The sequence below is a fragment of the Chitinophaga barathri genome (assembly GCF_003807585.1).
Classification (GTDB): Bacteria; Bacteroidota; Bacteroidia; order Chitinophagales; family Chitinophagaceae; genus Chitinophaga; species Chitinophaga barathri.
This window is the reverse complement of the sequence record NZ_RMBX01000002.1, coordinates 557,492-573,191: the sequence shown is the minus strand read 5'-3', so window position 1 is coordinate 573,191 and position 15,700 is coordinate 557,492. Positions and strand designations below refer to the sequence as shown.

Below are 15,700 nucleotides of genomic sequence, written 5' to 3'. Positions count from 1 at the left end.
GAAGATCATGCAAAAGAAATATATCATATGGGGTTTGGCCGGCCTGCTCACCGGAGCGGCCTCCTGCACGAACCTGGATGAAAAAGTGTACAGCGAAATACCGGCGGATAACTTTTACAAAAACCGCACGGAAGTGATGGCGGCCGTGCTCAGGCCTTTCACGCACGCAAACGCATGGGCTGCCCCCACCGGACAGGTCGGCTACTGGCGCGTGAGCGAGTTGAGCGCGGACCAGCTGGCGTGGCCTACCAAAGGCCGTCACGGGTTCGATAACGGCGATTGGATCCGCCTGCACCGTCATACCTGGATCGCGAACGACAACAATACCTGGAACCCCTGGAGGCTGATGTACTGGGGGCTGGGTTTCTGTAACAATACTATTAAAGACCTTTCAGCCATTGATTTTAAGACCATCGGCATGACCGATGAGGAAAAGGCCTCCATCATCGCTGAAACCAAAGTGCTGCGGGCATGGCATTACCTGAAGCTGATGGACCTCTACGGCAATATTCCCATCGTTACTGAAGTAGGCATCCCCACCAGTCCCCCGAACGCTCCCCGTGCGGAAGTATGGGCATTCATCGAAAAAGAGCTGAGGGAAAATGTGGACCTGCTGCCCAAGCTGCAGCCCAGCCTGGTTGGCCGTGTTACCCGCGCCGGCGGTTATGCGATGCTGGCGGAGCTTTACCTCAATGCCCAGGTATGGGCGGGCACTCCCAAATGGGACGAATGCGTAGCCGCCTGCAACAAGATACTGGACGGCTCCTGCGGCAGCCTTTCCGGGGCCGCTCCCGCCCTGGAAACGGACATGATGAAGCCGTTTGCCACTAATAACGCCACCAGCCCCGAAAACCTGTTCCAGATCGCTTACGATTATACCGTGGGCAACTTCCGCTTCGGGTTCCAGGGCGACCTCTGGCATTACGTGCAGGGCGAGGCTTACAATTCCGCCTTCAGGGGGAATAACGGTATCGTGGTGATCCCTACGGCTTACGACGCCTTTGCCGCCAACGACCTGCGCAGGACCAACTGGCTGCTGATCGGCGAGCTGAAAAAACACCCCGCGCTCAGGAAAACCGTTGCGGATTCTTTAGTGATGGGTACTGAAGAATATAACGGGAAACCCCTTATCTTCGTGAAAGAAATCCGTAAAAATTCCACGGGTCAGACCGGTGAAGGTACCATGATGGACGGTGAAGAGAACAGCGGGGCGCGTTTCAACAAGTACCAGACGGACCAGCAGACCAACACGGCCCAGTACTGCAACAACGACTTTGTGTTGTACCGCCTGGCGGAAATCTACTATAACAAGGCTGAAGCCCTGATGCGGAAGAACGGGAACGTTGCCACCCAGGAGGCAGTAGACCTGGTGAACGAGGTGAGGAAAAGAGCGTTTTCTGCAACAGATTGGGTCACAGCGTCTTATACAATTCCTGAATTAACTTTGGACGAATTCTTGGCAGAACGGGGCCGCGAGTTTATTTTTGAGGGGAAAAGACGTGCAGATTTGATTAGGTTTGGTAAATTTACCACCGCAACCTGGTGGGACCATACCCCCACCGCTGCCAAATATAATGTGTTCCCGATTCCCTATCAGCAAATGGTGCTGAACAAGAATCTGAAACAAAACGAGGGTTACGACCAATAACCCATACTAACAAGTGCTTATCATACAAACAATAAAGAGTAGCATCTAACGGCTGGCCCATTCCTGGGCCGGCCCCTCTTTTTTAACAAAATCGATTTTGCAAAATGAAAAAACTAGGATGGTGTATACTTGCCATTTGTGCCAGCTTACATATTAATGCACAAACAGTTCTTAAGGTGACCGATCCCGTTGAATGGGTAAACCCGCTGATGGGAACCGATTCTAAAGGAAGCCTGTCTAACGGTAACACCTATCCCGCCGTAGCAGTTCCCTGGGCTATGAACTTCTGGATGCCGCAAACCAATACCATGGGCAACGGCTGGGCTTATCAATACAGCGCGGACAAGATCCGCGGTTTCAAACAGACACATCAGCCTTCCCCCTGGATCAGCGACTATGGCCAGTTTGCCATTATGCCCGTGACCGGTAAGCTGAAGTTTACGCAGGACGCCCGCGCCAGCTGGTACTCCCATAAAGCTGAAACCGCCAAACCATATTATTACAGCGTATACCTCGCGGATGCGGATGTAACTACCGAAATCACCCCCACCGAAAGAGCCGCACAGTTCCGTTTCACCTTCCCGGCAACGGACAGTGCTTTTATCGTAGTGGATGCTTTCGACAAAGGTTCTTATATCAGGATCATCCCGAAGGAAAACAAGATCATCGGTTACACCACCAAAAACAGCGGCGGCGTTCCCGAGAACTTCAAAAATTATTTTATCCTCACTTTCGACAAACCGTTCACCGTGGCCCATGCCTGGAGCGGCAGCCAGCTGGCGAAGGATACGCTTGAGTATAAAGCGGATCACGTAGGCGCGGTAGTAGGGTTTAAAACCTTCAAAGGCGAGAAAGTACACGTGAAAGTGGCCTCTTCTTTCATCAGCCCCGAACAGGCCGCGCTGAACCTTCAGCGTGAAGTAGGCGCCGATGGATTTGACGCCACCAGACAAAAAGCAAAACAAAGCTGGAACAAAGAGTTGGGCAGAATGCTCGTGGAAGGCGGTACCTCAGACCAGGTGCGCACTTTCTACTCCTGCCTCTACCGTGTATTGCTTTTCCCCCGCAAGTTTTATGAATATGACGCGGCGAACAAAATAGTGCACTACAGCCCCTACAATGGCCAGGTACTGCCGGGTTACATGTTTACGGACAACGGTTTCTGGGATACTTTCCGCGCCGTGTTCCCTTTCTTCACCCTCATGTATCCTGAGCTGAACAGCCACATCATGGAAGGGCTGGCCAATACCTACAAAGAAAGCGGCTGGCTGCCCGAATGGGCAAGCCCCGGCCATCGCGATTGTATGATCGGCTCCAATTCCGCTTCACTGATAGCAGACTCTTACCTGAAAGGTATCCGTGGTTATGATATCGAAGCGCTGTATGAAGGCATTCTTAAAAACAGCGAAAACGAAGGCCCGCTGACCTCCGTGGGCCGCAAAGGCGTGAAGTATTACAACAAGCTGGGTTATGTGCCCTACGATGTGAACGTAAACGAAAACGCCGCACGCACGCTGGAGTATGCATATGACGACTTTACGATCTACAAACTTGCCATCGCGCTGAAACGCCCGCAGGCTGAGATAGACCGCTTCGCCAAACGTAGCCAGAACTTCCGCAACATCTTCGATCCTGAAACCAAACTGATGCGCGGTAAAAACCAGGACGGGAAATTTATGGCGCCGTTTAATCCCTTCAAATGGGGGGATGCCTTTACCGAAGGCAACAGCTGGCATTACACCTGGTCCGTTTTCCATGACATAAAGGGCCTCGCGGGCCTGATGGGCGGCCGTGAGCAATTCTCGAAAATGCTGGATTCCGTGTTCGTCATGGCGCCGGTATACGACGAAAGTTACTATGGCAGCGTGATCCACGAGATCAGGGAAATGCAGATCGCAAACATGGGCCAGTATGCGCATGGCAACCAGCCCATCCAGCACATGATCTACCTCTACAACTACGCAGGCCAGCCCTGGAAATCCCAGTACTGGGTGCGCCAGGTGATGGACAGGCTGTACCATTCCGGTGCGGACGGTTATTGCGGTGATGAAGATAACGGGCAGACCTCGGCCTGGTACGTGTTCTCAGCCATGGGATTTTATCCCGTGTGCCCGGGTACGGACCAGTATGTACTGGGCGCGCCGCTGTTCCCGAAAATGACGGTAACGCTGGAAAACGGGAAACGTTTTGTAGTGGAAGCGCCGGGCAACAGCAAAACAAATGTGTATATGCAAAGCGTATCACTGAACGGTAAAGCGCATACGAAAAACTGGATCAGCCATGCGGACATCCAGAATGGCGGTGTAATGAAAGTATTGATGGGTGCGGCGCCGGAGAAAACGAGGGGTACAAGCGAAGATGCGTTTCCGTATTCGTACTCAACATCTAAAAAATAATCAAAATCCTGGAATAGTAGCTCTAATTGCTATTTCATTGTTCACTGTAGACATTACATCCCGATTCTTCGGGATGTTTTTGTTTTATATCACTTCGTTGGCCTGCGGTCCATGTAGAAGGTGATCTTTCCGCCGTTCATGATATCCTCATGATGAATAAACGGCCTTTGCAGGGTCTTCCCGTTCAGTACTGCTTTCTTAACGTATACATTTTGTTCGCCCTGGTTCACGGTTTCAACTTCGAAGGTTTTGCCGTTCTCCAGCTGTATGGTAGCGGATTGTATGGCGGGGCTGCCCAGCGCATATTCCGTGGAGCCGGGGCATACAGGGTAGAAGCCGAGCGTGCTGAAAAGATACCAGGCGCTCATCTGCCCGCAGTCATCGTTGCCACCGAGGCCGTCCGGAGCGGGTTTGTACATTTTACCGAGGATCATGCGGATGCGTTCCTGCGTTTTCCAGGGAGCGTCCGTCCAGTTGTAAAGGTATGCGGCGTGGTGGGCCGGTTCGTTGCCGTGCACGTAGTTGCCGATAATGCCATCGCGGGTGATGTCTTCCGTTTCGGCAAAAAATGCGTCGGGCAGGTGCATGGTGAAAAGGGAGTCCAGGTGGGTGGTAAACTGTTTGCGGCCGCCCATCAGGCTGATCATTTCAGCGGGGTATTGGGGCACGTAAAGGCTGTAGTTCCAGGCGTTCCCTTCAATATAACCCTGGCCATGGGTGCTGAGTACGTCAAACTCCTTGCGGAACTCGCCGTTGCTGAGGCGGGGGCGCATAAAGCCGGTGGATGCGTCGAATACATTGCGGTAGTTGAGCGAGCGCTGGATAAATTCCTTGTAAAGGTCCTGGCGGCCGAGCTTTTGCGCTACCTGGGCAATGCACCAGTCGTCGTAGGCGTATTCGAGGGTTTTTGAAACGGAGGAACCGTTTTTATCTTCCGGTACATAACCCATCTGCATATACCATTCCAGGCCGTCGTAAGGTTTGTAGCGGGCGGTGTTCGCACAGGCTTCCAGCGCCTGCATGGCATCGTACCCTTTGATATTGCCTTTCATGATGGCGTCCGCGATCACGGAAACGCTGTGGTAACCGATCATACACCAGTTTTCATTTCCCTGGTGGCTCCATACCGGCAGCATTTTATGTACGCTCTGGTTGTAATGTTCCAGCATGGAACGCACCATGTCCGCGTTGCGCTGTGGCTGCAGGATGTTGAACAGCGGGTGGAGCGCGCGGTAGGTGTCCCAGAGGGAAAACGTACTGTAGTTAGTATAACCGTTTGCGGTATGGTTCAGCTGGTCGATGCCGCGGTAGCCGCCGTCCGCATCCATATAGGTGGTGGGGCCGAGGTAGGTGTGATAAAGGGCGGTATAAAAGTTAACGAGATCGTCCGGTTTGATGGTTTTCACCGCTACTTTGGACAGCTCTTTGTTCCAGGCGTTCTGGCTTTGTTGTTTCACGGCTTCAAAGTCCCAGCCGGGTATTTCAGCTTCCAGGTTGCGGCGCGCGCCGTCTGTGCTTACAGGCGAGAGCGCGAATTTCACTTTTACCTTTTCCCCCGCCTTTGTGTCAAAATCAAACCAGGCCCTGATCTGGCGGCCGGCCATTTCGGGGAAGTTCTCGCTTTGGTTGAACTTGCGCCAGAAACCTTTGTATACGTCATTCGCGTAGTTGCGGTGGCCGTACTTTTTGATGGGTTTGGAAAAGGTCATCGCGAAATAAAGCGTGCGGGTGCGCGCCCAGCCATTGGTCTGGCGGTAGCCGGTGATGAGGGTATCATTTTCAACCCGTACAAAGGTCCACACGTTTTTGTTGGCGTAATTGTAGATGCCGGCCATCAGGTCGAGGATGATGTGAGCATCGCCGGAGGAGGGAAAGGTATACTGGTGAAAACCCACGCGGTTGGTAGCGGTCAGCTCCGCGAGGATGTCGTGATCATCCAGTTTTACTTTGTAATAACCGGCTTCGGCGGTTTCGTTCGCATGCGAAAAACGGGAGCGGTAACCGTTCTCGGGATGATCCGCCGTGCCCGGATTTAGCTGTAAGGGGCCGGTGGTGGGCATGATCAGGAAGTCACCAAGATCGGAGTGGCCGGTGCCGCTGAAGTGGGTATGGCTGAAACCGGTGATGGTACGGTCCGTATACTGGTAACCCGCGCAATATTTGTATACATCGGGATTGTATTTGCCGTCCAGTTCGTATGGAATGGTATCGGTGTCCGGGCTGAGCTGCACCATTCCGAATGGGACGGTGGCGCCGGGATAGGTGTGCCCCATTTTTTCGGTGCCGATGATCGGTTTTACGTACCGGACGGGCTGTTGCGCGTACAGCAGGCCGGGGCACCACAGTAACAGGGTAAAGGAGATTTTTCTCATGCTGCAGAAAATTGGTTTAGGTCCTTTCAAAGATAAATCGTTTTAGCGTAGGTAGGTAGCGGATTTGCGGGGTTCTGCAAATAAAAAAACAAGAGGCCGGAAGGGTTTCGGATAGGATTCCTGGGGGAGATTGAACCGGCCCCTTGTTTTTGTGTTTTGTTATGAGTAATTGCACATCCGGTCGTGCAAAGAGTTAGGTCATTTTTGAGTGCCGGGGCATGCAAAATCGTTTGTTTATTGCTTTGACTGTTGCGCGGGATCAAAGAGTAAAGCTGTGCAGAGACAGTTTTTACCGCCTTTCGAGCAAAGGATCCCGTGATTCACGCAGCTGCCGCAACCTTTCCAGAACTCAGGGTCGTGTGTGAGCGCATCGTAGGTGACAGGCTCAAAGCCCAGCCTTGTATTCAGTTTCATAACGGCCATGCCGGTGGTGATGCTGAATATTTTCGCGGCCGGGTACAGCACGCGGGAGAGCTGGAAGATCTGTTGTTTGATCATGGCGGCTATGCCTCTTTCCCTGAATGCGGGAGATACGATAAGGCCGCTGTTGCTGACGAAACGTTCCTGTTCCCAGGTTTCCAGGTAAGAGAAGCCCGCCCAGATACCTTTGACGGTGAGGGCTATCACTGCTTTCCCCTGCAGTATCTTCTGGATGATGGAAGCCACGGAGCGGCGGGCGATGCCGGTGCCCCGGGCTTTGGCGGAGGCTTCCATTTCAGCCGTGATGGCCGCGGCATACTGCACGTCTCCCGCTTCCGCGGTGCGGATGATGATAGCGTCCTGTTGGGTGGTGGCTGGTATCACGGTGTTGGAGACGACGGGGTCGTCCGGTTTTGCTGAAGTTTCCATTATTGTTCGTTTGGTATATTTATCTGCAGATGTTGCTGCATGTAAAGATTATAGATAGACGGCGGGATCAGGGAGTACAGTTTGATGCAGCTGAGATTGTCTGCCGGGTGCTCCCTGGACAGGTCCGGCAGGATGATCCTGACTACCGCGTTCCTGACCAGTGGGTTGCCTCTTTCGTACAGGCGGCCCGTAAGTTGAAGGCATTTTTCCAGCAGGGCGTAATTTTTGTTGCGCAGCTGGCGGATCAGGTAATTATCCAGGCACTGTACCGTTTCGTAAATGTGAAAGATGGCAGGGAACTGGTGCAGCGGTTTCTTAAGCTCTGGCAGTGCGTCTTCAATTAAAGCAGGCACTTCATATTGATTTATCATCTTTTTTAATATATTTTTAGAAAATCCAGGCAAGTGTGAGCGCTATCAAGGTAACGGCCACCATGCCGATAATCAGGTTTGTGAAGTAAAGTGAGCGTTTCATCAGGTTGAAAGATTTGAGCGGTATATGCCAAACGGCATTCCAGGGCTGGGGAAAAGTTTCGTTAAAACCACGAAATGCAGTGTGGGCGTGAGAGAAGCCGTTAAGGAGCGGTTGGCGGGGTGGAACAAAACCCTTCAGTTTCTGAAGGGTGCCTTCGGAAAATGAAAATATTCACCGGAAACAGGAAATATTTATTGTAAGATACACCCTACCGGGTTTGAAAATCCATCTTTAATATAACACCCTTGTTAGTTTATGGAAGCAGATCTCGAACATATCAGGCAGTTATACCTGCAAAAATTGGCGGGAGGGCTCACTGAAAAGGAGGAAGCGGAGCTGGAAGCTGCTATGGTGGAACCGGCGGTGCGCAAAATGTGCAAGGAGCTGGAAGAATTGTACCAGAGCCCTGAAATGCTGGACCTCCTCAAGGAGCGGCCCACGAGCAAACGCTGGGACGAACTGGCGGAGCTGGCGATGAACAGCCAGTATACCCCCAGGAAGACCCGCGCAATGGTGTGGTGGGCGGCAGCGGCCGGCGTTGCGGTGCTCATCGGGCTGGCGGCTTATCTCCGGCACGATGCGGTGCAACAACAATCTGTTAACTATTCCGCGGGCCGTGGAAATATCAAGGACAGGCCCCGGGACGTGCGGCTCAAACTTGCCGGTGGCAGAACCATCAGCCTGGCGGATCATGGCAGCCGCAAAGTGGGAGATGTGGTGCTGACATACCAGGAAAAGACCCTTCAGTTCGACGATAAGTATCATAACAATGGCCAGATGAACACTTTAGAGGTGCCGTCCAGGCTGGATTATAAGATACGCCTGAGCGACGGCACGGAGGTTTGGCTCAATTCTTTGTCCTCCATCCGTTTCCCGTTCTCCTTTACGGGCAGCACGCGGGAAGTGGAAGTGGAAGGCGAGGCCTACTTTAATGTGGCCGCCGATGAGGAGAAACCTTTTATTGTACATACGCCTGAAGGAAAAGTACAGGTGCTCGGCACCACGTTCAACGTGAATGCTTACGAGCAGGGGCATATGATCACTTCGCTGGTGGACGGGGCTGTAAAAACCTCGAACAGCGGGAGGGAAGTAATACTCCGCCCGGGCCAGGAGGCAATCTGGGACGAAGGCCGGGAGGCAAGGGTACAGAAATTTGACCCGGTGCAGAAGCTGGCCTGGATGGAAGGGGTGATTTATTTTAAAGGGGCGGATTTTAACACGATCGCTACCGCGCTGGACCGCTGGTACGACCTGGAGCTGAGGGTGGAACGGCCTGAGCTGAACAGCTTACGTTTTCATGTTCAGCTGGAGAAAAACAAACCCATACAGGATTTTATGGAAATACTGCGGGTGTCCAAAGGATTCCAGTATCGTGTGGATGGACATATTTTACACATATTCTAAAAAAGATATTCATTGACCTTATAACAATCATTTGTTCTATGGACAACACAAATCTCACAAACCGGCTGCAGTATATCTTCCTGTCAGACAATCTGAGTTGGGATGATTTTGCCTTCCGGGCGGGTGAAAACGGCGCCAATTTGCGGGAGGAACTCATAGACCTGCTGGAGGAGTCCAGCGAGTTATTGTCCCGCATCGGGTATCATATTGAAATCGTCAAGAACACAGATCGAATTCGTTGATTCATATAAAGTTAGCCCATTCCCCAAGTTAACCGTTTAAAAGACCACAGGATAAATTTTTATAACCAGATCCTATGGCTATTAACCGAAGATTAACATCTTCTGTTTTTTCTTACTGTGCAATTTTCACTATCTTCAGTGAACGCATTCTTTGTCTAACTATTTATTTCCAGTTCCGAACAAAGCTCCTTTCCCTGTCAAGGGTAAGGAGTTTTGTCAATGTCCATTTTTTTGAGTTTCACGTTTTACCCAAAAGATCAATGCGCTATGCGTGAAGATTGTACAACACCAAACAATAGCCCGCAGGGCCTGGAAACGCTGAAGCAGCTGTTTAACCAGTACCGTTGCGCGCTGATTGTTGAAGCCCAGCTAATTCTGCATGACATTTGGGAAGCTGAAGATGTTGTTCAGGATACTTTTATTGTCTTATGGGAAAAGGATCATTTGATGAATGTGCCTCCGGAGAAGCACAAGTCGTACATATTCTGTGCGGTGAGGAATAATTGCCTGAGCCTTCAGCGTAAGTTGCAGACAGCCGAGAAAAAGAAAGCCCATTACCTGGAAACGGCGCCCCAATATGACATGAGCGACCAGGGAGAAGCCTGGGAGGTCCGCAGCCGGATCAATGAAGCCGTCCAGGAGCTGCCCGAGCAGCGGAGGCTGGCTTTTATCAAAGCGCATCTTCACCAGAAAACCTACCGGGAAGTGGGCGCCGAGATGGGCCTGAAAATGGAGACTGTGCGCAGCCACGTTAAAATAGCCCTGCGAAACCTGCGTGGTATGCTGAAACACCTGAAATGATCTAACTTTCAGAAGATAAACGTTGCTTAAGCCAAAAAGATCAGAATCCTATCCTTCGTAGGATTTTGTTTTATTTTACGTAGTTTAATCCCTTATGTATACGTTGACAATAGAAAAGAATGAACTTTAAATGCGTATGTCCCGGAGAACAGCTGCCTGGCATGGAGCGTAACGGATCAACCAACAATTGTGCGTGCAAAAACGATGTGTAGTAAATTCGCAGCTTTCCTGGGGAAACTGGTGATGGGTATCGCTCTGGTATGCATCAGCACGGTTGTGCGGGCGCAGGTAAAAGGCGACGGCACCTGCACGATATCGGGTACTTACCGTGTGGAGGATCTTTTTGCCGAAGTACGCAAACAAACCGGTGTAAATATCAATTTCGAGATCTCGGTATTGGACCCTGATCTGAAGGTAAAAGTTGATTTCAAAAAAGCCACGCCGGAAGAGGTAGTGGAAAAGATCACGAATGACCTTCGCCTGGATTGGATCTACATGAAAGGCCAGATCGTCATCAAAGAAGGCAGTCCGCAGCCGGTGATCGAAAAAAAGAAAGAAGAAGAAACCATTTCCATTACGGGATTTGTGACCGATACGCTGGGCAATCCCCTGCCCGGCAGCACGGTGTTGGTAAAAGGCACCATGCGCGGCACCACCACCGGCGAAAACGGCCGGTATGTGCTGGACAAGATCCCGCCCCGCTCCACCCTGGTAGTCCTGTCGATCGGTTACCTCAGCCGCCAGTACCGCCTGGACAATGAAAAGAAGATCAATTTCCACATGGAGCCGAACGTTGCGCAGATAGCCGCTGTGGAAGTGACGTCTGTAGCCACGGGCTACCAGGTGCTCCCGAAGAACCGGACGACCGGGTCTTTTGTGTTGATAGACAGTGCTTTGCTGAACAGGAATCCTAGTCCGAACATATTGGAGAGATTGGAAGGGGTGACGAGTGGGTTGTTGACGTTGAGGGCCCAGCTGATGAATATGTACTATGTTCAGAAAATGCCCACCATCAACTTTGCCGGAATGTCACTTAGAGGTATAAGTACTCTTTCACCTAACCAGGTTAATGTGAATCCACTGTTAATCCTGGATAATTTTCCATATGAGGGTGATATCAGAAATATCAACCCTAATGATATCGAATCCATATCTGTACTTAAGGATGCCGCTGCGGCGAGTATATGGGGCGCCCGAAGCGGCAATGGGGTAATCGTTCTTACAAGTAAGCGAGGGAAGTACAATCAGAAAATGAAGGTTGACTTAAACATGAACTTCACTGTAGGGGCTAAACCTAATTTATTCTACGATCCTAACTATATGGAGGCTTCGGATTATATTGAGGTGGAAAAAACGTTGTTTGACCGGGGTTATTTTAATAATGATTTAACAAATCGAAGTAACCGACCGGCAGTTACTCCGGCAGTGGAAATTTTTTCGAAACTTAGGGGCAATGAGATTTCTATTCATGAAGCTGAAGCAATGTTAAATGAGTTGAGAAAGAATGATTTGCGTAGTGAATTAAGCAAATATTCGTATCAACGGATGGTCAGCCAGCAATATTCTGTTGGAGTAAGAGGAGGTAACAAGGATTTTGCATATTATCTTTCACTTGGACATGACCGTAACAAAGATAACCTTATTAATAATGGAAGAAGACGCACTACAGTTATTTCATCCAATTCATTTAAACCGGTCAAAAGAATGGAGGTTAAAACCTATCTAAACTTTAGCCAGTCAAAGACAATGATGGGAAATGAGGTAAGGTATGGTGGATTATCTGTAGGGACATCGAAATACAGTAATTTGTATCCATATGCAAGGTTGGCCGATGAGAATGGTCATGCCACGGATGTAGTTAAAGATTATCGAAGTACATACAAAGATAGTACTGGAAAATTGGGTTTTCTAGACTGGCAGTATAGGCCTTTAGATGAGATGAATAATAGAATTGAAAGTGTGTCTATCCAAAATCTTGTTTTGAGGACTGCTTTGAAATATACTTTTTCGAAGTATGTAAATGCACAAATGCATTATCAGAATGAAAGGCAGATAGTATACTCTAAGATTTTCTGGGATGAATCGGCCTATTACTCCAGAAATCTTATTAATAAATTTGCTGCCTTTAACCGGACGACAAATGAGTTTACATATAATTTACCTCGTGGAGGGATAATGGAAATAGGCGATTTCGATTGGCGTACAAATAGTGTCAGGGGTGATATTAATTTTGAGCGGAGATTTGAGGATCATTTCGTTAGAGGGATATTGGGTTTGGAGATACGAGAACTTTCGGCAAATGGTTCCATAAGAAGAACTGTAGGGCATTTGGATGAGAATTCTTCGCAATCATCTATTGTGAACTCCAATACCTTGTATCAGCTGAATCCAAACGGAAATGCGACGATAGAATCCCTTGTGGGTCTAAGCGGGGGGAATCCGGGTGTGACCAACCGGTTTATTTCTTATTATACAAATATTGAATATGGGTTCAAGAGCAAATATGATCTGAGTTTAAGCGCACGAAGGGATGGAGCGAATTTACTTGGAATTGAAGTAAAAGACAAAATAGCCCCTTTTTGGTCAACCGGCATAGGCTGGGATATACATAAAGAAGAATTTATAACGGCCCCGTGGGTGAAAAATTTAAGGCTAAGAGCCTCTTTTGGAGAGAATGGGAATATTTATAATGGAACAGCCTATTTAGTGGGAAGGCAAATAACTGATCCGCTAACCGGGGCTGATGTATATCAAATTAATGACCCGGCCAATAATCGACTCAAATGGGAACGTATTCAGATAGTGAATTTGGGGCTGGATTTTTCATATAATACAAGATTGGATGCAACTATAGAATACTATATCAAGAGAGGTGTCGACCTTATACAAAGAGTTCCTCTAGCCCCTCAAACAGGTTTTGGATTTGCCAACTTAAATTCGGCAAATACCAGAACAAAAGGATTTGATATAACGGTTTCTTCCAGATTGGTAGAAAAACCTTTTATTTGGAACACCACTCTGTTATTAAGTACATTAAACGATGAAATTACCCGGATTGATATTCCCTCAAATACCGCAAGTTCAATTATGATTAAAGATGCAGCCTTTTCGTTGTTAAACATCAAGGGGAAACCCTTAAGGGGCATTTTAAGCTATAAATGGGCGGGAATAGATCCTCAGAATGGTGACCCAATGGGATATATAAATGGAATAGCAAGTAAGGATTATAATGCTATACTGAGAACGAACCCTGATAGCTTAGTCTTTCACGGGTCGGGAGTTCCAACAGTATTTGGTTCCTTTAGGAATGATTTTGAATTTAAAGGATTTTCAGTTTCATGGAATCTAATTTTCAAACTTGGGTATTATTTTAGACGTACTTCTGTAAATCTAAACTATATAGGGGTTTTGAATCAGGGTATGCATGTGGATTATTCAAAAAGGTGGAGGGAATCAGGAGATGAATTAACCACCAATGTTCCGTCGCTAACTTATCCATTTAACGATTCGCGGAACTTATTTTATCAATTCTCTGAAGTATTGGTTGAACGCGGGGATCACATCAGGCTTCAGGATATTCGTATTGCATACCATATTTCTAAAGCAACAAAAGCCAGGCTTCCCGTAGATTTTGTTGAGTTGTATGCAAGCCTAAATAATGTTGGAATCATTTGGTGTGCAAATAAACATAAGCTGGATCCAGATTTATCCAATCAGATGAGCAGTCAGAGCATTCCAGTTCCTTTTTCCATTACAAGCGGCTTAGTTGTGAAATTTTAAGTTATGAAAAAACTAATAATAATACTGGCCTGCCTTATTAGTGATATTTGTATTGTAAGTTGTAAGAAGCAAGGCGAATGGTTAGACGTTCCAAGGAATCGTGACGAAACTACCTTAGAGAATTTAAATGTTCTTCAGGCAGTACTGGATAATACAACTATTCTTAATGCCAATTATCCGAGTATTGGCCAGCTGGGCTGTGATCACTATTTTCTTTCTGAGCAATACTATAATAATACATTGCCAACTGAAAGAAATTCTTACATCTGGAGCCCGGATATTTTTGAAAACAGACCTTCTCTAGATTATACTAGTGGGTACATTAAAATCAGTTATGCTAATATTGTTTTAGATGGATTGAAAGATTTAGAAATAACTCCAGGCCAACAAGCAGATTTTAATAATGTAAAAGGGCAGGCTTTGTTTTTCAGATCAATGGCATATTTTGAACTTGCAAGTATTTTTTGCAAGCAATACAATGAGCTAACAGCTACCAGTGATTTGGGGCTAAGCTTAAAGTTAACTTCTGATATTCATGAAATTAAACAAAGGTCGAGTCTCAAAGTTACCTACGAGCAAATAATTAATGATTTGATGCTCGCCATCCCTTTGTTGCCTTTAGTTTCCAAATATAAAACCCGCCCATCAAGACAAGCTGCTTTTGCTCTATTGGCAAGGATTTATCTAAATATGTCGGATTATTTAAAAGGGAAGGAATTTTGCGATTCCTCATTTGCAGTTAATGATGAATTATTGAATTTCAATGAGGGAATTCCTTCTTTGGCAATAGAATACAGATTTCCTGCTTTTAGGGTGGGTAATAAAGAGATAATTTTTTATGGTGAAGGCATCGGATATACAGGTATTATACCAGATTACAATTTTAATCAAGGGTTTGTGGATACCATTTTATATATGTCTTATGATGAGGACGATCTTAGGAAAAGATATTTTTTTGAAAACCAGGGGGTAAATCAAATTAAGTTCAGAGGTACTTACGCTGGAGTCGGATTTAATTTTTGTGGATTAGGAATAAACGAGATTTATTTAACCAGAGCTGAATGCAATGCAAGGCTGAATGATATTTCGGCATCACTAAAAGACTTAAATAAACTATTAGTCAACCGATTTGAACAAGGAAAGTATTTAAATTATTATACGGATAATGCAGATTCCCTCTTATTTAAGATTCTCGCTGAACGTAAAAAGGAGCTTTCATTTACAGCACAATTAAGATGGCAAGATCTAAGACGGCTCAACACCGACCCTAGATTTGCCATCACTATAAAAAGGAAAATGAATGGGCAAATACTTACGTTACTACCAAATGACTTGAAGTATGTATACCCCATTCCACAAGATGAAATTGATAAAACCGGAATCGCCCAGAATGAGAGATAGTTGGTGATTTTAAAATGCCCTCAAGTGCGTTTTTTAGTTGCCATACGTACTAATGATAACAGATTCGGAAACCCATGCCATTTCTCCAGGACTAAAAACCTCCTCAGATGAAAATCTGCATATATATGCATAGGAGCTTCCTCCTACGCACTGAGCTGAAGGGGGAGTTGCACTCACGTATACATGCACACCTGTTGTTGAAGCATTAGGTTGTGCCCAGTATGTATAAACGGCCTTCTTCGATTTGCCATATGCACCCGCAAAACCCATAAGTAAGCCCAGGGCTAATACAGCCAGTTTAATTTTTTTCATGTTAAAAGCGATTTAATTAAT

At 47.5% G+C, this 15,700-nt stretch carries 11 protein-coding genes; 7 read left to right on the top strand and 4 right to left on the bottom strand.

What is annotated here, in order from left to right; genetic code table 11:
* The first annotated feature begins 7 nt into the window (after nucleotides 1-7).
* Nucleotides 8-1,648, top strand: coding sequence for a RagB/SusD family nutrient uptake outer membrane protein (locus EG028_RS05460; protein ID WP_241559060.1), 1,641 nt, complete (start codon nucleotides 8-10; stop codon nucleotides 1,646-1,648).
* A 104-nt stretch (nucleotides 1,649-1,752) separates the two neighbouring features.
* Entirely contained in the window at nucleotides 1,753-4,044 is a 2,292-nt protein-coding gene (locus tag EG028_RS05455; protein ID WP_120515225.1) for a GH92 family glycosyl hydrolase, read from the top strand.
* A gap of 89 nt (nucleotides 4,045-4,133) precedes the next feature.
* Here the strand turns inward: EG028_RS05455 and EG028_RS05450 are convergent, their stop codons facing one another.
* From EG028_RS05450 to EG028_RS05440, 3 genes are all read right to left on the bottom strand, one after another.
* Entirely contained in the window at nucleotides 4,134-6,416 is a 2,283-nt protein-coding gene (locus EG028_RS05450; protein WP_120515226.1) for a GH92 family glycosyl hydrolase, read from the bottom strand.
* Between the two features lie 234 nt (nucleotides 6,417-6,650).
* A complete protein-coding gene (locus EG028_RS05445) occupies nucleotides 6,651-7,265 on the bottom strand; it encodes a GNAT family N-acetyltransferase (RefSeq protein WP_241559061.1) in 615 nt (204 codons plus the stop codon).
* Nucleotides 7,265-7,636, bottom strand: a complete 372-nt coding sequence (locus EG028_RS05440; protein ID WP_120515227.1) for a DUF7674 family protein — start codon at nucleotides 7,634-7,636, stop codon at nucleotides 7,265-7,267. Before EG028_RS05440 ends, EG028_RS05445 begins: the two co-directional genes overlap by 1 nt.
* A 358-nt stretch (nucleotides 7,637-7,994) precedes the next feature.
* Between EG028_RS05440 and EG028_RS05435 the strand changes: the two genes are divergently transcribed.
* The 5 genes from EG028_RS05435 to EG028_RS05415 all read left to right on the top strand — a co-directional run bounded on the left by EG028_RS05435 (nucleotide 7,995) and on the right by EG028_RS05415 (nucleotide 15,367).
* Nucleotides 7,995-9,143, top strand: a complete 1,149-nt coding sequence (locus EG028_RS05435; RefSeq protein ID WP_120515228.1) for a FecR family protein — start codon at nucleotides 7,995-7,997, stop codon at nucleotides 9,141-9,143.
* Between the two features lie 38 nt (nucleotides 9,144-9,181).
* Nucleotides 9,182-9,385, top strand: a complete 204-nt coding sequence (locus EG028_RS05430; protein WP_120515229.1) for a hypothetical protein — start codon at nucleotides 9,182-9,184, stop codon at nucleotides 9,383-9,385.
* Nucleotides 9,386-9,652: 267 nt separating this feature from the next.
* Nucleotides 9,653-10,186, top strand: coding sequence for a sigma-70 family RNA polymerase sigma factor (locus EG028_RS05425; protein ID WP_162946274.1), 534 nt, complete (start codon nucleotides 9,653-9,655; stop codon nucleotides 10,184-10,186).
* A gap of 189 nt (nucleotides 10,187-10,375) precedes the next feature.
* Nucleotides 10,376-13,966 (top strand): SusC/RagA family TonB-linked outer membrane protein, encoded by a 3,591-nt coding sequence (locus EG028_RS05420; protein ID WP_123864574.1) that lies wholly within the window; start codon nucleotides 10,376-10,378, stop codon nucleotides 13,964-13,966.
* Between the two features lie 3 nt (nucleotides 13,967-13,969).
* Nucleotides 13,970-15,367: a RagB/SusD family nutrient uptake outer membrane protein gene (locus EG028_RS05415; protein ID WP_120515232.1), complete on the top strand. Its 1,398-nt coding sequence runs from the start codon at nucleotides 13,970-13,972 to the stop codon at nucleotides 15,365-15,367.
* A 33-nt stretch (nucleotides 15,368-15,400) separates the two neighbouring features.
* Here the strand turns inward: EG028_RS05415 and EG028_RS05410 are convergent, their stop codons facing one another.
* A complete protein-coding gene (locus EG028_RS05410) occupies nucleotides 15,401-15,679 on the bottom strand; it encodes a hypothetical protein (RefSeq protein WP_123864573.1) in 279 nt (92 codons plus the stop codon).
* Nucleotides 15,680-15,700 lie beyond the last annotated feature (21 nt).